The sequence below is a fragment of the Shewanella sp. SM21 genome (genome assembly GCF_025654335.1).
Classification (GTDB): domain Bacteria; phylum Pseudomonadota; class Gammaproteobacteria; order Enterobacterales; family Shewanellaceae; genus Shewanella; species Shewanella oncorhynchi.
The window spans coordinates 266,128-285,645 of sequence record NZ_JAKKRL010000001.1 but is presented as its reverse complement, the minus strand read 5'-3'; the positions used below and the strand labels follow the sequence as shown (position 1 = coordinate 285,645).

Sequence of the window (19,518 nt, the reverse complement as noted above, 5' to 3'; positions counted from 1 at the left end):
TAATAAATAAATGGGATATCATAGCTGATAATTGCCTAGCTATTGCTGGGTCCTTACATAGAACAATGCGCATTCCTTTTTCCGTTGGAGCCTTCATGGAACAGTCGAGTTTACTCACGTCGGTGCTGCTATTTTTATTGGCGGCGGTTATTTTTGTTCCCTTGGGTAAACGTTTTGGCGCGGGCCCTATTCTTTCCTATTTGGCCGCAGGGATTATTTTAGGCCCAGGTGGTATGGCGTTGGTTTCTGATCCTGCAGCCGTGTTGCATTTTGCCGAGTTAGGTGTGGTACTTATGCTGTTTGTACTTGGACTCGAATTGAATCCAAGTAAATTATGGGAACTTCGCAGTGCAATCTTTGGTTTAGGCAGTGGTCAGCTGTTGTTGTCATGGGCTGCGATTGGAGGTTTGGCTTGGGGCTTTGGCTTGTCTATTGAGGCGGCTTTAGTGGTTGGCGCCGCGCTATCTTTATCATCGACAGCCTTTGCCGTGCAGTTAATGAGTGAGCATAGGTTGCTTACAACCCCACTTGGACGTGATGCTTTTGGGGTCTTGTTAATGCAAGATCTTGCGGTTATCCCTATGTTGCTGCTGACAGCATATTTGGCGCCCAATTCTGCTCAGATTGAACATCATGCGGTGCCTTGGTACTGGACGTGTCTTGCGCTCGTTGGTTTTGTGTTAGTGGGGAAATATTTACTGCCTAAATTCCTTAAACTAGTGGCAAGCAGTGGGGTGCGTGAAGTGCTGACCGCTTTTGCATTATTGCTGGTCATGGGTAGCGCTGAGTTAATGGAGTGGTTGGGGCTTTCCGCGGGTATGGGGGCATTTTTGGCGGGTATTATGCTCGCTAACTCAAGTTATCGGCACCAGCTCGAAACTGACATAGAACCTTTTAAAGGCTTATTGCTTGGGCTGTTTTTCATGGCTGTCGGTATGAGTATGGATTTGAAATTATTGATATCTGATCCGTTACTTATTCTGGGTATTTTAATGGCTATGTTGCTGATTAAAACCTTTGTGCTTATGGTGTTGGGTCGCATTCGGCACCACAAATGGCGACCGAGTATTGCATTGGGGTTGATCCTTGCAGAAGGCGGTGAATTTGCCTTTGTGCTTTTATCTCAGGCGCAGCTATCTGGTATTGTCGGCGATAAAATTGCGCAAGTCCTTGTGCTTGCTATTGGTTTGTCTATGGCAGTAACGCCTCTATTGTTTACTTTGTTCCGAGCAACTAAAGCCAAAGTGGTGGATACTCGTCTGCCAGATACGATTAATGTCACCGAATCTGAAGTGGTGATTGCTGGATTTGGTCGAGTAGGCCAGATCACGGGTCGTATTTTGGCCTCATCAGGTATCCCTTTTGTCGCATTGGATAAGGATGCGAGTCATGTGGATGTTATTCGTAAATACGGTGGTGAAGTGTATTTTGGTGATGCCAGACGCTTAGACATGTTGATGTCGGCTGGGATTGCTCGGTCTAGATTATTATTGCTTGCCGTGGACAGTGTTGAGGATTCCATTGAAATTGCTCAGCAAGTGAAAACACATTTTCCCCATATCAACATAGTCGCGCGGGCGAGGGACCGTAACCATGCTTATCGTTTGATGAGCCTTGGGGTGACGGATGTGTTTCGTGAGACCTTTGGTTCGGCGCTATCGGCCAGTGAGAAGATTCTCCAAGGTCTAGGTTTATCGCAGGTACAAGCCAATGAGCGGGTAAAAATCTTTGCTGAACATGATAAGAAACTGGTGATTGCTAGCGCAGCCCATCAAAATGATTTAGCGACGTTAATCAATCTATCGAATAAGGGTAAGGCAGAGTTGGAATCCCTTATGCGTGGCGATAGGGAGAATGTGAGCTAATGTTGTCACTCTGATTTGGATATAAAAAAGAGAGCATAAATGCTCTCTTTTTTATTGGTTTACAACATCAAATTTAACGCTGATGTTTAGGTGTTAAAAGCTATAGCTGTATTGCAGTTTGACGTTGCGTTCTTCACCCGGCATTCCTCCGAGGAACATGGCTTTACTGTAATAGTCTTTATTGAAAAGGTTATTGATGTTCAGCTGGATTTTCCAAGAATCCGCGTTGTAGCTCACCGCCGAGTCAACGACGGTATAGCTAGGCACATAACCGTCTGGAATACCAAATGAGCTTGAGTGCGTACTGCGATCATCGACAAATTTTGCACCAAGGCTCAGCTCGATTGGGTTTGATAATCTAAACCAATCCGCGCCATAGGTAACCCAAGCACTGGCGGTGACATAAGGCACACCTTTTTGACGGCTGTCGTAATTTGCGACGTCATTCGGGTTTTGCTTATCCCTTGCATCTTGGTACATGCCATTAAGGTTAACGCGCCATTGATCATTCAGGTGGGCATTGAGATCGAGTTCGACCCCCTGAGTATCTTCGCTGCCATCGTAAAAATATACGGGAATATTAGGGGTTAATATGCCATTGGTATAATCAGGGTTGTTATAGGCGACATTAGTACGCGAGCTTTTAAAGAATACCAGTGAGCCAAGCAATTGATCCTCAAATGCTTTAAAGCGCATACCTAGATCATTGCTAATTGATTCTGAATCATCTCGGTCGGTAGCATTATCTTTTACTGCATCAAGTACACTGTAAGCGGTGCGCCCTTTAGAATGGTTGATGAAAAATGATAAATCCTCAATCGGCATGTAGGTTAACCCTAGGTTATAGGTCATACCGTTATCTGTGGTATCGGCTTCTGGTGTCGCTTGGGATTGGCTAGTGCTATAGCGTGGATCAACACCAAAGTGCTCATAGGCTTGTTTAATCTCATTAAAGGCAACACCAATACGTGTGGTAAAGCCGTATGGCAGATAACTGACATGTTGTAAGCCTACGCCCCAAGCGCTGACTTTTTTGTCATAGTTAGCGGTTTTGAGTGGGTCATAGTCCTCGAATTTACCTGTGCCCCAATTAGGATTGCGGATGTCGTATATATAAGGCAGAGATCCTTGGTAAATGATTTTGCCATCTTTGTTTTTAAAGATTTGATCCGCATCGTAGATTGAATATTGCTGGAAACGAATATTACGGTCTTCATAGTTGGCATTGACCAATAATTCATTGTCTATATTGCCAATTTGGAAATCATAACGTAGATCGGCAAAGTACTGCCACGAAGTCTCGTCGGCATCCACTTTACGGTATTCCTGACGTCTTGCAGCAAAAGGATAAAGTTCGCCGTTTTCAACTAATGGCGCGCGGGGATCTGCGTTGATCGGGTTTTTGCCTTGTTTCCAGTAGACGTAGTTATAAGCACCTGTTTGGCGGGCGAAGCCTGAAGTGTAGTCGCGATACTGTAATTGCTGATTAAGAAACAGACTATCGTTGAAGTAAATATTGTGGGTTAGTTTAAATCTTAACTCTTCGCCTTCATTGTCCTTCGCCATGGGTGAAATCAGCCCTGCATCACCAAACGAATAGGGCCTTAAGCCGTCAGCACCCGACAACGAGGCCGCTAACTGCTGACGCTGTGCATCGGTCAGTTGTAGACCTTTACCACTTGGATCGTTGATCAAATCCTGCCAAGTGACCTCTCCCGCGCTCTTACCGCCGACTGAATCGGCATTGTAAATTCGAATCGGGTGGCCAATAGAGTCAACGGCAATAGCATCTTTGATGTAAGCACCTGAAAGCATTACATCTTGGCTATCACTTAATACCCATTTTAAGGCGCCATAGATTTCGTCTCTGTCTGTACCTATATCGCGATACCCATCACTGCGGCCGGATTTGGCCACTAAACGGTAGGCGACATCATCGCTCAGACCGCCCGTGCTATCCAGAGCAAAGGAGTAGGTATCCCATTGTCCAACTTCGGCGGTAAATTTGTTTTTTGACTCGAATTGCGGTTTTTTCTCAATTAAATTGATGACGCCACCAGCACTCCCCATGCCATAGAGTCCAGTCGCTGGGCCTTTTAATACTTCTACGGATTCAACGTTGGTTAAAGAGCGCGTGGGGTTGAAAGTGTTACCAAGGCCAGCACCGCCATACATACCGTCATAGGTGTAATTTGCGCCTAAACCACGGATGACTATGTTGTCACCGATGCCATAGTTATTACCCGCTTGAGTCACACCACTGATGTTACGGATCAAGTCTTGCAGATTATCTGTACCTTGGGTTTCGATCAGTTCTTGGTCAACAATTACAACTGCAGCGGGTGTTTCCATGAGAGACATGTCGGATTTAGTCGCTAGCCCTGAATTTTTCACCACTGAGTTTTGTCTGCCATAAACCGTGATGCGCTCAACGTTGGCTTCAGTATTTGCTGATACCGAGTTAGCTTCGGCGGATGCAGCTTGCGATAAAACGGAAAGGCAGGCGAGTGCAGTTAGTGACAAACGAAATGATTTCATTAATGGTTCCCCCAAATAAATAGGTCGCGAATAGTAATGATTTGCATTTAAGTTGGCAACATATGTTTCAGATGTCGTGGTTGAAATGTGCAGTGCTGCGAATAAGTGTTACGAAAAGGCATGTATTTGAGGAAGTAAGGTATGGGTTCTCGCAGGAGAAAAGCTTCATAAAAAGTCGCGTCTAAGCTTCATCCCGCTGTAATGTCAAATTTGTTTCATTTTTTTTATAAAAAAGTGATTTATTTTTTGAGTTAACCATCACATCCCACCTTGTTGATCGGGAAACGCAACCTGGTACTTAGTTTGAATCGCACACGACACTTGTTTCGTTTACGTAAACGTCAAAATAAAACGGTCGTTTTAATTTGCAGCAATAGCAACAGTCTTTATCATTATGATTCATATGAATTTATCTGACTTACCTCTAGGTTAGTTCAAAACATTGAGCATTTTCTACTTAGGTCTAATATAGTAAAAATGATGTAATAATAAATTTACTCTTAGTTATTTAATTACGTAATTAATTACTTTGCGTATTGATTGGTAAAGTTGTCTGACAAGTTTCATTTAACTGCAATTGTCATATGTGATTAAAATGTTTAATTGCATATTTATCAGTTATTTGTAGTTAATTTTCTTGCTTGGTCAGACCAATTTTAGCATGGTTTTTACTTAGGTTAATGCATGTTTTTGTCAATCTTGGACTGTTGCAAATACAAACGTTTGTCGGTAAGTTTTAGTTCGAAACAAACATTTGATGGTTTTTTGGTGAGTTTATAAGCTGTGGTGATTGGGGATGCTACTGCTTTATATGTCAGCGTTAAGCCTGTGATAGTGGAGCCTCTTGGGAGGGCATCAAGATGACGGAACACACTTTGAGTGAACAGCAATTGAATTCGACACTGGGTAAAGCTACAGCAAACGCCACGCTTAATATTGTGGGTCGTGACATTCCAGGCCAAGAAGTCATCTTTACCGAAGGGGCTGTCGCCTTACTCGAATCCCTTTGTCGTGAATTTGCCGACGAAGTACCCGCCTTACTCGCTAAACGTAAAGATAAACAAGCACGTATTGATAAAGGAGCATTACCTGACTTTCTGCCTGAAACCCGCGCTATCCGTGATGGTGCATGGCAGATTCGCGGTATTCCCGATGACTTGCTTGATCGCCGCGTGGAAATCACCGGTCCCGTTGAACGTAAAATGGTGATTAACGCACTCAACGCCAACGCCAAAGTGTTTATGGCCGACTTTGAAGATTCCTTAGCACCGAGCTGGGAAAAAGTCGTCGAAGGTCAAATCAATCTACGTGATGCCGTGCGTGGTGATATTGAGTACACAGCACCGGACACGGGTAAGCACTATAAATTAGGGCCAAATCCTGCAGTGCTTATCTGCCGCGTTCGTGGTCTGCACCTTAAAGAAAAACACGTGCAGTTTAATGGCAAAGCGATTCCTGGCTCACTGTTTGATTTCGCACTGTATTTCTACCACAACTATCGCCAACTTTTGGCCAAGGGCAGTGGTCCATATTTTTATATTCCTAAGTTAGAAAGTCATATTGAAGCGCGCTGGTGGGCAAAAGTGTTTGCTTTTGTTGAGGACAGATTCTGTCTGCAAGCGGGCACGATTAAATGTACTTGCTTGATTGAGACTTTGCCTGCCGTGTTCGAAATGGACGAAATTCTCTATGAACTACGTTCCAATATCGTCGCACTGAACTGTGGTCGTTGGGATTACATCTTCAGTTATATCAAAACATTAAAACGTCATAGCGACCGAGTCTTACCGGATCGCCAAGCCGTCACTATGGATACGCCTTTCTTAAGCGCTTATTCAAGACTCTTGATTAAGACCTGCCACAAACGCGGTGCCTTAGCGATGGGCGGCATGGCAGCCTTTATTCCTGCTAAAGATCCTGCTCAGAACGAAGCCGTATTGCAGCGGGTGCGTAAGGATAAAGAACTAGAAGCGCGTAACGGCCACGATGGCACTTGGGTCGCGCACCCTGGCCTTGCCGACACCGCTATGGGGATTTTCAACGAATACATAGGCCAAGATCACTGTAATCAATTGCATATTACCCGTGATGTCGACGCGCCAATCCTGGCTAGCGAACTGCTTAAAACCTGCGATGGTGAGCGCACTGAACAAGGGATGCGTCTGAACATTCGTATCGCCCTGCAGTATTTAGAGGCGTGGATCAGCGGCAATGGTTGTGTACCTATTTACGGCTTAATGGAAGATGCGGCTACGGCTGAGATCTCTAGAGCCTCAATTTGGCAATGGATCCAACACGGTAAGTCGCTGTCAAACGGAAAATTAGTGACCAAACAACTCTTTAAAGACATGTTGGTTGAAGAGCTGTCGAACGTGAAAAAAGAAGTGGGTAGCGACAGATTCACCCATGGCAAATTCACCCAAGCGGCGGTATTGCTCGAAGACATTACCACCTCCGACGAGCTGGTCGATTTCTTAACCTTACCCGGTTACGAAATGCTGACAGCTTAGAATGAACCCATTTGCTTAAACCGTTTTATATCAATCAGATTTAGCTGTGGCGGGGCTACCGCCAACCAAATAATTTAGCAGAGTGAAACTGGGGGGCAGTTTCATGATAGCTACAACATCAAAGAGAAAGGAGCGACACTATGACTAAGGCAACGACTCAGACTTCACGTCAAGAACAGATTGATGCAATCAAGCGAGATTGGGCAGAAAACCCACGTTGGAAACACGTGCGTCGTCCTTATACCGCAGAAGAAGTGGTTGCGCTTCGCGGTTCAATCGTGCCTGAGAATACTATCGCTAAGCGCGGTGCTGCTAAGTTATGGGAATTGGTTAACGGTGGCGCTAAAAAAGGCTATGTGAATTCATTGGGTGCGTTAACGGGTGGTCAAGCGGTACAACAGGCGAAAGCGGGTATCGAAGCGATTTACCTTTCAGGTTGGCAAGTGGCAGCCGATGCTAACTTAGCCGGCACTATGTACCCAGATCAATCTTTATACCCAGCCAACTCAGTGCCAGCTGTGGTGTCACGCATCAATAATTCATTCCGTCGTGCTGACCAAATTCAGTGGGGCAATGGCGTTAATCCAGAAGATGAAAAATTTGTTGATTACTTTCTGCCAATTATTGCTGACGCAGAAGCGGGTTTTGGCGGCGTATTAAATGCCTTCGAACTGATGAAGTCGATGATCGACGCGGGCGCTGCCGGCGTTCACTTTGAAGATCAGTTAGCTTCAGTGAAAAAATGTGGTCACATGGGCGGCAAAGTATTAGTGCCAACCCAAGAAGCGGTTCAAAAGTTGGTTGCTGCACGTTTAGCGGCGGACGTGAGCGGTGTCGATACACTGGTTATCGCCCGTACCGATGCTAACGCGGCCGATTTGTTAACTTCAGATTGCGACCCATACGATCGTGATTTCGTGACTGGAGAGCGCACCAATGAAGGTTTCTACCGTGTGAAAGCCGGTCTTGACCAAGCGATTTCTCGTGGTCTTGCTTATGCCCCTTATGCAGATTTGATTTGGTGTGAAACCGCTAAACCGGATCTTGAAGAAGCGCGTATTTTTGCTGAGGCGATTCATGCTCAGTACCCAGATCAACTGCTTGCTTATAACTGTTCGCCTTCGTTCAACTGGAAGAAAAATCTGGACGACGCCACTATCGCGCGCTTCCAACAAGCATTATCAGACATGGGCTACAAGTACCAGTTCATCACTTTAGCCGGTATCCACAACATGTGGTACAACATGTTCGACCTCGCTTACGACTATGCTCGTGGCGAAGGCATGAAGCATTATGTTGAGAAAGTTCAAGAAGTTGAGTTTGCTGCTGCGAAGAAAGGTTACACCTTCGTCGCGCATCAACAGGAAGTGGGCACAGGTTATTTCGACCAAGTGACTACGGTTATTCAAGGTGGCCATTCATCAGTGACCGCACTGACAGGTTCCACCGAAGAAGAGCAGTTTTAAGCAGTAAGCGCTTAGGATGATCCATTGTGATTGTGGATCACTCCTTAGCACGCCTTATGCTGATGTATCTGGTGAGGCGTGGTTAAAAACTCGAAATAGAGGGCAAGGCGGACTGTGATGAGTTACTGAGCTTGCAGCTTAAATCTCGAGTCGAGTGTGAAAGAGTGTTACCTGTAAACCTGTGTTTAGCTGCTTTGCAGCTGTTGTCCCCGTGCAGTTCGCCTACATGTGCTGTGCGGGTTTTTAAGTCAAACCTCGTGACTTAACTTCCTACCCAGTAAGTTTTTGCTTGCCTTAGCTTGGCGACTCTATGAGTCGCTATTTTTTTGCTTATTGGTTCATTATTGCGCTGATTAATATGGTGCAACTCTGATGCGACTTGGTGCAATAATCGGATTATTTTACAGCAGCTTATTGCTATCTCATTGTTATTTAATGGCTATCAATAGTGGCCTGGAAAATGCTCTGAATATTACGGGAAGTTACAGTGCATTAAAGCTGATTATTGGCATTCACATTGAGGTCACCGCCATGAAATATTACAGTCGCCGTTTAGTTAAACCTGAACATTTAAATCCAGCAAATACCTTGTTTGGCGGTCAGTTGCTCAGTTGGATAGACGAGGAGGCTGCTATTTTTGCTGCCTGCCAGATGAAGAGTACCAGTCATGTGACTAAGCTGATTTCTGAAATCAACTTTATGACGCCAGCGCATCAAGGAGATGTGATTGAGTTTGGTCTGGAGCTCGTGAGTCTCGGCCACAGCTCGATTACTGTCAGCTGTCAAGTACGCAATAAGATGACGCAGGCGCCAGTGGTGAGTATAGATAAGATGGTGTTTGTGCATGTGAATGCCCAAGGATTGCCTGTGCCCCATGGTATTCGGGCGAATGCGGCTTAAGGGGCGTGGCGCTTAAAATGCGTGATGCTTAAATGTATAAGATGCTTAAAATGAGCAGTGACGCCTAGGCGTCACTGTCATTAGTCTTTGGTTAAATCTTCTTTTACCGATTTGACCGCATCCCGTGAAGCATGACCTATGGCTTTTGTCGTGTCTCGAGTCGCGTGGCCTATCTCAGTGGTGACTTCTTTAGTCGTTGTGCCGATGGCACGGCCTGCGTCCTTTAAATCCGCACAGGCGGATGTAGCGAGTAATAAAGGAATAATAATGAGCGTCGCTTTATTCATTGTGATGCCAATCCTCAATTTAAGTTCGTAACTCAATTTACTGGGCCTTGCCATTTTTACTGTGCTAAATGACATTCGGGACAATATAACAGATCTTGAGCTGAATCACGCTATGGCGATATTATCTGCCGAGTCGCTGTTGCAATGCTTCTGGGCGAGTGTCAACCGAGTGAGTGAAACTAAGAGCATTAAATGACGTCGTGGGTTGAGTTATCGAACTCGACAAATAAAAACGCCAGTGGCGTTTTGCGCACTGGCGTCTAAGGTCGCTAAATAATACTGCAAAGATTATTCGAGTTTGGCTAAGCGTTGTTGATAGTCTTCAATCAGGTGCTGCATGATTTCTTCAGGCGCCGCATCGTCACAGCAATCGTCTAAAAAGATTTTAAAGGTGACTAAGGCATGGCCGTCATTTTTGAGTCTGTCACTCTGCATTGAGAAGTAAGCATCTTCATTTTCGGCTTTACGAACCACAAACTTATTTGTTTCGAAGGTTTTTTCCCCAGAAAGCTCGTGCCATTTAGTGATGCGATTTAACGCGATCTCACAGGACTGGTTCATTTCAATATGATTTAACCAAGTAACGGGATGTTCAGGATCTTTGTAATGTGGACATCTAACTGTGTAGTTATATACATGGGTGATTGCAGTCATAGCGTACCTACCTGTTCGAGGATATTGTTGCCATCATAGGCATCGTTTTTGAATTCGGTCAATCATTAATTAAGTCTATATAGCCTTGATGTTTTTTGACGGAGAAGGATAGTTACTGCATGAAAATTAACCATTTACTTAATCTGTCATGTCTCTATTTAGCATGAGTTTTATGCCAATAACTTTGTGCTAGATCTCAGTTTTGGGTGAAGTTTCGCTTTTGCTGAATTACTGATTAATAAAGCAACAACTTGGTCGTCAGTAAGTCTTATTGATAAAAAGAGCGAACAGCGGAGTAAATAGGTTAATTAGGCTTTGGTGGGCGCAATACGATTAAGTGGCAGCATAAGTTGTTGCAGAGGAAACGCAGAAGGCAGAATGGACAGAGGCCCATTCGTTAGAACGGGCCTCTCAGCTGGCTTCATCTTTTGCAGGGAAAAAGCGAACTGGGGCCATCTTATCGGATCTGTAACAGTCTGTAACCCACAGAGATCACGTTTTTTATATCATTTTGCTATGAATATTTTAGGTTCAGATCCTTTCTTCTTGAATATGCTGATTTGTGAGTGTTTTGTCTGTGCAAAGGTGCATAGACACTGAGTTTTATGTTGGTTTTTGTTACTCAATTTTTAAGATAGCAACTTACCTCACCATCTTGTTGATACAGGTGTAAAAAAGGCCCCAATAGTGCAGCAATAATCTGTGCACTATTGGAGCCTAAAACGAATTCATTGGAGGATGAAGTCGTGTTTACGCACTAGCAGGACAATCAGTCGTTATCCAGCAAGTTAGCGCACGATTGCAGTGCGATAACTTGCGATTGGTAAGGTATGGCGATTACTGCGCACAATTACAGCGCATTAGTGAAGATCTGACAGATCTCCGCATGGGTCGCTTGTTTTGGATTGGTGAATCCACAGGCATCTTTTAACGCGTTATCCGCAAGTGTTGGAATATCTTCCGCTTTCACGCCTAATAAGGTCAGATTTTCAGGGATCTTAACCGCAACAGACAGCTTTTTGATTGCCGCTATCGCCGCACTGGCACCTTGTTCATCTGTCATCGCAGACACATCCACGCCCATAGCCTTGGCAATGTCTTTTAAGCGAGCAGGGACGACCTGGGCGTTGTATTCCTGCACATGTGGCAGCAGCAGAGCGTTACACACGCCGTGGGGCAGATCGTAGAAACCGCCTAATTGGTGCGCCATCGCATGCACATAACCTAAGCTGGCATTGTTAAACGCCATACCCGCTAAGAACTGGGCGTAGGCCATTTGTTCACGAGCGTTGATGTCTTGACCGTTTTCAACTGCGTTGACTAAGTTAGCTTGAATCAATTCCATGGCCTTGATCGCACAGGCGTCGGTGATCGGGTTAGCTGCAATAGACACATAGGCTTCAACCGCGTGAGTCAGTGCATCCATACCGGTTGCGGCCGTGAGGCTCGCAGGCTTTTTCAGCATTAACTCAGGGTCGTTGACCGACAGCAAAGGCGTGGTGTGTTTATCGACAATCGCCATTTTAATGTGGCGGGCTTCGTCGGTAATGATACAGAAGCGCGTCATTTCACTGGCAGTACCTGCCGTCGTATTAATGGCAACTAACGGCAACTGTGGTTTCGCGGATTGATCTAACCCTTCGTAGTCTTTGATGCTGCCACCATTGGTGGCAACAAGGGCGATACCCTTGGCGCAATCATGGGGTGAGCCGCCGCCGAGTGAAATCACAAAGTCACACTTGTTGGCTTTTAACAGGGCTAAACCCGCTTCGACGTTCGTCACTGTTGGGTTAGGTTGTACGCCATCATAGATGGTGGAGGTAATGCCATTTTGACCGAGTTTTTCGGCCACTTCACCCACTAAGCCAATCTTGACTAAGGGTTTATCTGTCACTATGAGTGCGTGTTTAAAGCCTAAGGTTTTGATGTCACCGATAGCATCATCCACTGCGCCTTGGCCTAATACGTTGACAGAAGGAATAAAAAATTTAGCAGCCATAAAATCCACCTATTTGCTTGTAAAGATTAAGTTGTGTTCTTTTCTGGTGATCAAGCTACCAATTTGGAGGTAGTGAAAGTGTGAGCTTGATCGAGTTCGGCGCTTATCTGAGGGTAATTTCCCACTAAAGTTGGAACTGGGTAACTAAATTTCGGACTTTTATGACGGGTATTAGTGTTGGCGTACGATATGGTTTTTTTAGCGTTGTTAGCGCCCCTGGTGATGCATCATTCCTGTGCATTTTTCGTTTACTTTTTATCCCACTTTTTATCCAGAGTTTGACGGCTCAATTGTTAAATCTAACAGAGGTTAAACCTCATAAACACTCTCATTTGTAGCATTAACTCCAATTAATTAGTTTGATATCTAATATTAATTCATGCGTGCTGCAGTGGTTGTGGTAGGGCCGCAAGTCAAAGAAATCTATACATTTATCTTGTTTTTATACATTAATTCTTTTTTGCATAACTAAATTGTGAGCTTTGTCACTGTGGCATTTTAGGTTGATAGTTACATCACTAATCATTACTATGATTGTTAATTGAACGTTCAATTAACGTCGTTCAGAGTATTGAGAGAGTGGTTATTCCTTGAGTATGTATGCCTAAAGCCGCAATGAAATTGATACGCAGACAGCAGCTTATCGATGCGACATTAGCATCGGTTGCCTTGCATGGATTGCAGCACACGACCATCAACAGCATTAGTCAGTTGGCGGGGATGTCGTCGGGGATCATCAGTCATTATTTCAGTGGTAAGCAGGGCTTGATCCAAGCGACGCTGCGCCACTTGCTCGAGCAGTTAAAGCAAGCGTTGCTCAATCGAATCCAAGGACAAGTGTTGGCGCCAACAGAGCGCTTAATGATGATAGTTGAAGCGAATTTTACCGAGTTACAACGCTCGCGAAATGTCACTCACACTTGGCTGAGTTTTTGGGCACAGGCCGTCCACGATCCCCAGTTAGCCCGTTTGCAGAATATCAATAGTCGCCGCTTATACAGCAACTTACATTTTTCCTTTCGGCACGTGTTGCCCAAAGAGTTTGCCCTGATGGCTGCTGAGCAAACGGCGGCGATGATCGATGGATTCTGGTTACGCAGCGCCTTAAGTGAAACCCCTGAGCAGGATTTTGTTCAGGCCGAAAAATTATGCAAAACCTTTATCCACAATGTGATAAAGCAGCATGGAGTCAAAACATGTCAGTAGAAGTACAGTACAACTTTATTGCGGGTCAGTTGCTCGCAAACGATAGCGGCGAAACCTTCGACGTCGTCAATCCCGCCACGGGGCAATTGGCGTATCGAGTGCAAGTGGCCGATGAAAAAATTCAGCAAGCGGCCATCGAAAGCGCCAAAAAAGGCTTTGCGATTTGGTCTGCCATGAGTGCCACCGAACGCAGCCGTATTCTGTTAAACGCGGTCGCATTATTGCGGGCTCGTAATGATGAACTCGCGGCAATCGAAGTGTGCGACACAGGTAAACCTTGGCAAGAAGCCTCAGTGGTTGATGTGGTCACAGGCGCAGATGCTATCGAGTTTTTCGCCCATATTGCCCCTGGGCTTGAAGGCGCGCAGCAGCAAGTCGGTGGGGATTTTTATTACACCCGCCGCGAGCCCTTAGGCATTTGTTCTGGCATTGGCGCGTGGAATTATCCATTGCAAATCGCCTGTTGGAAGGCCGCACCTGCCTTAGCTAGCGGCAATGTGATGATTTTTAAACCTTCGGAAGAAACGCCGCTTGGCGCACTGAAATTGGCGCAACTCTTTAGTGAGGCGGGTCTGCCCGATGGCGTATTTAACGTCGTGATGGGTGACGGCAAGGTTGGCGCTTGGTTAACGGGGCATCCAGATATTGCCAAAGTGTCCTTCACGGGTGAAGTCGGTACCGGTAAAAAAGTCATGGCCGCGGCGGCAAGTTCATTAAAAGACGTCACTATGGAACTCGGTGGTAAATCACCGCTTATCGTGTTTGATGATGCTGATATCGACAATGCGGTTTCAGGTGCCATGCTCGGTAACTTTTATACCCAAGGTGAAGTCTGTACTAATGGGACGCGGGTGTTTGTCCATGAGTCAGTTTATCCACGCTTTATCGAAAAACTGCTTATGCGTACTCAAACCAATATTGTGGTGGGCGATCCTATGGCGCCAGAGACTAACTTTGGCGCCTTGATCTCCAAAGATCACCAGCAAAAAGTACTCGATTATATTCAGCAAGGTATCGATGACGGCGCAACTCTGCTCACCGGTGGCACAGCACTAACGCCGGAAAATGCTCCCAATGGTTACTTTGTTGCCCCGACGATTTTCACCCATTGCACCGACGAGATGCGCATCTGTAAAGAGGAAATCTTTGGCCCTGTGATGTCGGTACTCACCTTTAAAGAGGAAGCCGAAGTGATTGCTCGGGCAAACAATACCGCCATGGGCTTGGCCGCTGGGGTGTTTACCCAAGATATCAGCCGTGCTCATAGGGTAATTCATCAGTTACAGGCGGGTATTTGCTGGATCAATGCCTATGGCGCCTCGCCAGCCGAAATGCCCGTGGGAGGTTATAAGTTGTCGGGCATTGGCCGTGAAAACGGTAGCGAGACACTCAAGCATTACACCCAAGTTAAAGCCGTTTACGTGGGTCTACAGCCCTTAGAAAGCCCATTTTAAGGAGGCATTTTGACTCAGTCATTAGAGCAAAAATATTATAACTACATCATAGTTGGCGCAGGCTCAGCGGGTTGTGTGCTCGCCAATCGCTTGTCAAAGGATCCTAAAAACGAAGTGCTGTTATTAGAAACCGGAGGCAGCGATAAGAGCATCTTTATTCAAATGCCTACAGCGTTATCAATTCCGATGAACAGCCCTAAATATGCTTGGCAGTTTGAAACTGAGCCTGAGCCGTATTTAGATAATCGCAAGATGCATTGCCCTCGGGGCAAGGTGCTTGGCGGTTCATCGTCGATCAACGGCATGGTATACGTTCGTGGTCATGCCAGGGACTTTGATGAGTGGCAGGCGCAAGGGGCGACCGATTGGGATTATAGCCACTGCTTACCGTACTTTAAGAAGGCGGAAACCTGGGCCTTTGGTGGTGATGAGTATCGCGGTGAGTCAGGGCCGTTAGGGGTGAATAACGGCAATCAGATGCAGAATCCGCTATATCAAGCCTTTGTGGATGCGGGCATCGCGGCGGGGTATTTATCGACCGCCGATTATAATGCCGCGCAGCAAGAAGGTTTTGGCCCTATGCACATGACGGTCAAAAAAGGCGTACGCTGGTCAACCGCCAACGCCTATTTACGCCCAGCGATGGCTAGACGTAACCTCACGGTTGTGACCCACGCTTTAGTGCATAAAGTGTTATTGGAAGGACAAACGGCTGTTGGCGTTCGCATTGAACACAAAGGTAAAGTTGAAGATATTCGTTGTAACAAAGACGTGATTTTAGCTGCTGGCTCAATAGGTTCGCCGCATTTACTGCAATTATCAGGCATTGGCGATCCCCAAGTATTGGCCGATGCAGGGGTCGAGTTACAACATGAGTTGCCCGGTGTTGGTCAGAATTTACAGGATCATTTAGAGTTTTATTTCCAATTCAAATGCCTTAAACCGATTTCACTCAATGGCAAGTTAGATCCTTTCAGCAAGTTCTTAATCGGTGCTCGGTGGATTTTAGATAGATCCGGTTTAGGGGCCACGAATCACTTTGAGTCCTGTGGCTTTATTCGCTCAAAAGCGGGTCTGGAGTGGCCGGATTTACAGTACCACTTTTTACCTGCGGCCATGCGTTACGATGGCAAAGAAGCCTTTGCGGGTCATGGGTTTCAGGTACATGTGGGCCATAACAAGCCTAAGAGTCGTGGTGCCGTGACCTTAGTGTCGGCAGATCCTAAAGCGCCGCCCAAAATTCAGTTCAATTATTTACAGCATCCCGATGATATTGAAGGCTTTAGGGCCTGCGTGCGTTTGACTCGTGAGATCATCAATCAAGCGCCATTCGATGAGTATCGTGGTGAGGAAATTCAACCCGGCACACAAGTGCAAACCGATGCGCAAATCGATGCCTTTGTGCGTCAATCGGTTGAGAGTGCTTATCATCCTTCTTGCTCGTGCAAGATGGGCACGGATGCGATGTCAGTGGTGGATCCCGAAACCCGCGTGCATGGATTGCAGAATTTACGGGTGGTGGATTCTTCTATTTTCCCGACTATCCCGAACGGCAATTTGAATGCGCCGACCATAATGTTGGCCGAGCGCGCTGCGGATCTGATTTTAGAGGCTGAGATGTTGGTGCCAGCAGATTCCGCCGTTGTGGTTGCCGACGCTTGGCAAACCACACAAAGAAGTACTGCGACAAGTTAAAGCCATAAGTTAACAACACGCCTGCTCAGTCCGTCGTATCGACGGACTGGCGGCTTCAATTTTGAAGTGACTCATTAATTGATGACTCAAAACTCATTAATTGATTACTCAAAAGGGTCATGATTCATTTTATCTAAAGGGTCGGTCAGCCCGCAGTGAGTGTGCAAATGACCGCTTTCACGACTGAACATCTATCAGGGTTTAACTATCGCGGAGTATTTTTAAGTAGCGATATTTAAGGCTTGAGGGCAGAACGTTGCCTTTAAAAATGGTTCAGTTTTTATTATTAAATAAAAACATGGAGTTACATTTTATGGGTTTATATCCAGATGCCGACTTACACCCAGTATCGACTGGGACTGAGTGCTCATTATGACTTGGTTATTATCCGCAGGGATACTGTTCACTTTTACCGCGATTGCGTTTGTGATTTATCGCTGGGGCAATATTCGCTGTATCGGCGTGACGCCTGTACGTACTTTTACCTTTATCGCGATTCTGTTTACCTCAGGACTTGATGTCGGCTTGATCATGTTTCCGCTCACCGAGTTTGCGGGTTACGCCAATGTGGCGGCGAGTCCTGAATACGGCTTTAGTAATCCGCTGGCGATTGAGTTTGGCTTCTGGGCCTTCTTGATTTGGAGCTTCTACTTTTTAACCTGTTTTTATTTTTGTGTCATCGAGCCTAGGGTGAGATTCTTCGATATTCCTTGGGTTAAGTTCATCAATAATATCGTAATTATTGGCACCTGCGCCTTTACCGCCTATTTGCTATTGAGCAATTTACCTTGGTATTTACCCGAATTAGGTGATGGCGAAACCATAGTCGGTAGCTTCTATTTAATCGTATTTATGGTGATCGCCGCGGCTGTGTATTCCAGCACTAGCATACGTTATGTGCGTATCTTGAGTCTGGCTAGCACTTGGTTGTTTTTAGGCTTGATTGCCATCATGTGGGCCAGTGCATTTTTATCGGCTGACTCGAGTGTGGGCGAGTTCTTTATGACCTTTGCCATGCTGGGTGACTACTTCGGCAATATTCAACATTTTGTGTTACCCATCAATGACTACCATGAGTTTTATCTGTTCTGGTGGTTTGCGTGGAGCATTATGATCGGTCAATTTACCTCGCGCTTTGTCGGCGGCATGAAAACCTATCAAGTGCTGTTGGCCATGATGGTGTATCCGTCTATCCCCATCGCGATTTGGTTCACCGTACTTTATTACTACAGCGCCAATGGCTTAGATACTTCGGGTTTCTATAATCTGGCGATGGTGATCGTGGGAGTGACCTTTGTAATCAATTCCCTCGACTCACTGGTGCGCCTGTATACCGATAATCTTAATCTGACCATTGAGCGGTTAGGCAAGTTTAAATATGTCAGTTTTAACTTAGTCTTGCTCTGCAGTCTGACATTACTCTTTCAATTAGACTTTCTTCAAATTCAATGGGTTGGTGCAATCGCACTGGGCCTGATCTTTAGCTGTTTTGGTTACATCATGATGACGCAATTGCAAACTGTTCGTGCCATTGAGCGCTCGCCAAAAGAGAACAAAATCGACTTTACTAAAATTGAGCTAGCTAACTAATGGAAAAATTAATAATGAAATCAAAATGTTTTTATCTTATCGCCGGTGGGTTGTTATTGATGTCAACAGCGGCCAATGCCGGATTATCGGCCACTGTGACGGCCACTTCGGATTACACCTTTAACGGTGTCAGCCAAACTGACAGCGGCCCAGCACTGCAAGGCAATTTGGATTACGGTTTTGATTCGGGATGGTACGTGGGTGGCTTTACCTCGAACGTCGACTTTGGGGGCAGCGATGGCACTTGGTTGGAGCTCGATGCCTATGCGGGTAAGTTTTATCAGCTCAATGAGCAACTGAGTTTCGATGTCGGACTGGCCTATTACACTTACCACGGCGAGTCGTTTTCCGATGAGTACAACTATCCTGAGCTGTATAGCAAGTTAGGATATGATAGTTCACTGGGTCACTCTGAGGCTAAGTTGACCTATACATGGGATTACTTTGGTTTGGGTGGTGAGCATTACACTATGTTGCTTGGCCATACTGTTAGTGTCGCTGAAGGACATGATATTCGCTTTAGTGTCGATCGCTCGACATCACTTGATGAGGATAAATGGTCATGGGATGGTGGCAAATCTTTTAATCATTTCCGTGTCGCCTATCTGACCAGCTGGAGTGGCTTTGATTTCAGTCTTGCAGCCGAAGATACCAGCATGAACTTAGATACCAGTGACGAGCGTCTCGTGTTGTCGGTATCGCGACAGTTCATGTTGTAACATCAGGGATTTTACCGTAAAAGCACCTCCCGTGGGTGAGTTCAGTCGCGCTTTCTGGTAAGGTGCACTCGTTGCTTAGAATGGGGAGAATGAAAAGAACGATGGAAAAGTACGAACAACTGCTTATTTCGCTGCGCCGAGTGATACGCGCTATCGACATTCATTCTCGCCAGCTGAACAAACACTCAGGTTTAACTGGGCCGCAATTGATGGTGATGCAGAAAATCGCCCAATTGGATGCGCCATTGGCTAAAACCGTGGCGGAAGAAATTACGCTCAGCCCTGCGACTGTGACGACCATTATCGATCGACTCGAGGGACGTGGTTTAGTGATCCGTCTGCGCAGTGAGACTGATAAACGTAAGGTGCATTTATACCTTAGTGATGCGGGCCGAGTACTGTTACAGGACTCACCTAAACCGCTACAGGATCATTTTATTAAGCGTTATCAGAATCTTGAAGAATGGGAGCAGAGTCAATTGCTCTCAGCCGTTGAGCGTATAGCGACTATGATGGACGCCGATAAAATTGATGCGGCGCCTATGCTCTTGGTGGGGAAGATCCAAGGGGATGAGTAAGTTTCGTTTTTTCAACGACTAAAGTTATAAGATAAAAAAGCACTGAATTCTCAGTGC

The 19,518-nt window shown here is 45.8% G+C and carries 14 protein-coding genes; 10 read left to right on the top strand and 4 right to left on the bottom strand.

Features of this window, described 5'->3' with window-relative positions; all coding sequences use genetic code 11:
- Window positions 1–95: 95 nt before the first annotated feature.
- A complete protein-coding gene (locus L5L94_RS01105; protein WP_105249794.1) occupies window positions 96–1,865 on the top strand; it encodes a monovalent cation:proton antiporter-2 (CPA2) family protein in 1,770 nt (589 codons plus the stop codon).
- Window positions 1,866–1,958: 93 nt separating this feature from the next.
- Here L5L94_RS01105 and L5L94_RS01100 read toward each other — a convergent pair whose 3' ends face one another.
- Window positions 1,959–4,403: a TonB-dependent receptor gene (locus L5L94_RS01100; RefSeq protein WP_263160775.1), complete on the bottom strand. Its 2,445-nt coding sequence runs from the start codon at window positions 4,401–4,403 to the stop codon at window positions 1,959–1,961.
- A gap of 860 nt (window positions 4,404–5,263) precedes the next feature.
- On the opposite strand from L5L94_RS01100, the gene aceB reads away from it, so the two are divergent.
- From aceB to L5L94_RS01085, 3 genes are all read left to right on the top strand, one after another.
- Window positions 5,264–6,913: a malate synthase A gene (gene aceB, locus L5L94_RS01095; protein WP_263160773.1), complete on the top strand. Its 1,650-nt coding sequence runs from the start codon at window positions 5,264–5,266 to the stop codon at window positions 6,911–6,913.
- 140 nt (window positions 6,914–7,053) lie between these two features.
- On the top strand, window positions 7,054–8,379 hold the full coding sequence (gene aceA, locus L5L94_RS01090) for an isocitrate lyase (RefSeq protein WP_198572101.1): 1,326 nt from the start codon (window positions 7,054–7,056) through the stop codon (window positions 8,377–8,379).
- Window positions 8,380–8,910: 531 nt separating this feature from the next.
- Entirely contained in the window at window positions 8,911–9,279 is a 369-nt protein-coding gene (locus tag L5L94_RS01085; RefSeq protein WP_006080843.1) for an acyl-CoA thioesterase, read from the top strand.
- An 80-nt stretch (window positions 9,280–9,359) separates the two neighbouring features.
- Here L5L94_RS01085 and L5L94_RS01080 read toward each other — a convergent pair whose 3' ends face one another.
- The 3 genes from L5L94_RS01080 to yiaY all read right to left on the bottom strand — a co-directional run bounded on the left by L5L94_RS01080 (window position 9,360) and on the right by yiaY (window position 12,219).
- A complete protein-coding gene (locus L5L94_RS01080) occupies window positions 9,360–9,566 on the bottom strand; it encodes a hypothetical protein (protein ID WP_028760719.1) in 207 nt (68 codons plus the stop codon).
- Between the two features lie 288 nt (window positions 9,567–9,854).
- Window positions 9,855–10,220 (bottom strand): hypothetical protein, encoded by a 366-nt coding sequence (locus L5L94_RS01075; RefSeq protein WP_028760718.1) that lies wholly within the window; start codon window positions 10,218–10,220, stop codon window positions 9,855–9,857.
- An 850-nt stretch (window positions 10,221–11,070) separates the two neighbouring features.
- Window positions 11,071–12,219: an L-threonine dehydrogenase gene (yiaY, locus tag L5L94_RS01070; protein ID WP_028760717.1), complete on the bottom strand. Its 1,149-nt coding sequence runs from the start codon at window positions 12,217–12,219 to the stop codon at window positions 11,071–11,073.
- A gap of 600 nt (window positions 12,220–12,819) precedes the next feature.
- Between yiaY and betI the strand changes: the two genes are divergently transcribed.
- The 6 genes from betI to L5L94_RS01040 all read left to right on the top strand — a co-directional run bounded on the left by betI (window position 12,820) and on the right by L5L94_RS01040 (window position 19,461).
- Window positions 12,820–13,425, top strand: a complete 606-nt coding sequence (gene betI, locus L5L94_RS01065; RefSeq protein ID WP_006080847.1) for a transcriptional regulator BetI — start codon at window positions 12,820–12,822, stop codon at window positions 13,423–13,425.
- Window positions 13,416–14,879, top strand: coding sequence for a betaine-aldehyde dehydrogenase (betB, locus tag L5L94_RS01060; RefSeq protein ID WP_263160770.1), 1,464 nt, complete (start codon window positions 13,416–13,418; stop codon window positions 14,877–14,879). Before betI ends, betB begins: the two co-directional genes overlap by 10 nt.
- A 9-nt stretch (window positions 14,880–14,888) precedes the next feature.
- A complete protein-coding gene (gene betA, locus L5L94_RS01055) occupies window positions 14,889–16,574 on the top strand; it encodes a choline dehydrogenase (RefSeq protein WP_263160768.1) in 1,686 nt (561 codons plus the stop codon).
- 372 nt (window positions 16,575–16,946) lie between these two features.
- Complete coding sequence (locus L5L94_RS01050; protein WP_263160767.1) at window positions 16,947–18,164, top strand: BCCT family transporter; 1,218 nt, start codon at window positions 16,947–16,949, stop codon at window positions 18,162–18,164.
- A gap of 14 nt (window positions 18,165–18,178) precedes the next feature.
- Window positions 18,179–18,883: a TorF family putative porin gene (locus L5L94_RS01045; RefSeq protein WP_263160766.1), complete on the top strand. Its 705-nt coding sequence runs from the start codon at window positions 18,179–18,181 to the stop codon at window positions 18,881–18,883.
- Between the two features lie 101 nt (window positions 18,884–18,984).
- Entirely contained in the window at window positions 18,985–19,461 is a 477-nt protein-coding gene (locus L5L94_RS01040; RefSeq protein WP_198572150.1) for a MarR family winged helix-turn-helix transcriptional regulator, read from the top strand.
- The last annotated feature ends 57 nt before the right edge of the window (window positions 19,462–19,518 follow it).

What these genes read in the sequence shown, in the direction of transcription:
- L5L94_RS01105 (WP_105249794.1), top strand. Translation starts at nt 96, where the DNA reads ATGGAACAGTCGAGTTTACTCACGTCGGTGCTGCTATTTTTATTGGCG.
- L5L94_RS01100 (WP_263160775.1), bottom strand. Translation starts at nt 4,403, where the DNA reads ATGAAATCATTTCGTTTGTCACTAACTGCACTCGCCTGCCTTTCCGTT.
- aceB (WP_263160773.1), top strand. Translation starts at nt 5,264, where the DNA reads ATGACGGAACACACTTTGAGTGAACAGCAATTGAATTCGACACTGGGT.
- aceA (WP_198572101.1), top strand. Translation starts at nt 7,054, where the DNA reads ATGACTAAGGCAACGACTCAGACTTCACGTCAAGAACAGATTGATGCA.
- L5L94_RS01085 (WP_006080843.1), top strand. Translation starts at nt 8,911, where the DNA reads ATGAAATATTACAGTCGCCGTTTAGTTAAACCTGAACATTTAAATCCA.
- L5L94_RS01080 (WP_028760719.1), bottom strand. Translation starts at nt 9,566, where the DNA reads ATGAATAAAGCGACGCTCATTATTATTCCTTTATTACTCGCTACATCC.
- L5L94_RS01075 (WP_028760718.1), bottom strand. Translation starts at nt 10,220, where the DNA reads ATGACTGCAATCACCCATGTATATAACTACACAGTTAGATGTCCACAT.
- yiaY (WP_028760717.1), bottom strand. Translation starts at nt 12,219, where the DNA reads ATGGCTGCTAAATTTTTTATTCCTTCTGTCAACGTATTAGGCCAAGGC.
- betI (WP_006080847.1), top strand. Translation starts at nt 12,820, where the DNA reads ATGCCTAAAGCCGCAATGAAATTGATACGCAGACAGCAGCTTATCGAT.
- betB (WP_263160770.1), top strand. Translation starts at nt 13,416, where the DNA reads ATGTCAGTAGAAGTACAGTACAACTTTATTGCGGGTCAGTTGCTCGCA.
- L5L94_RS01050 (WP_263160767.1), top strand. Translation starts at nt 16,947, where the DNA reads ATGACTTGGTTATTATCCGCAGGGATACTGTTCACTTTTACCGCGATT.
- L5L94_RS01045 (WP_263160766.1), top strand. Translation starts at nt 18,179, where the DNA reads ATGAAATCAAAATGTTTTTATCTTATCGCCGGTGGGTTGTTATTGATG.
- L5L94_RS01040 (WP_198572150.1), top strand. Translation starts at nt 18,985, where the DNA reads ATGGAAAAGTACGAACAACTGCTTATTTCGCTGCGCCGAGTGATACGC.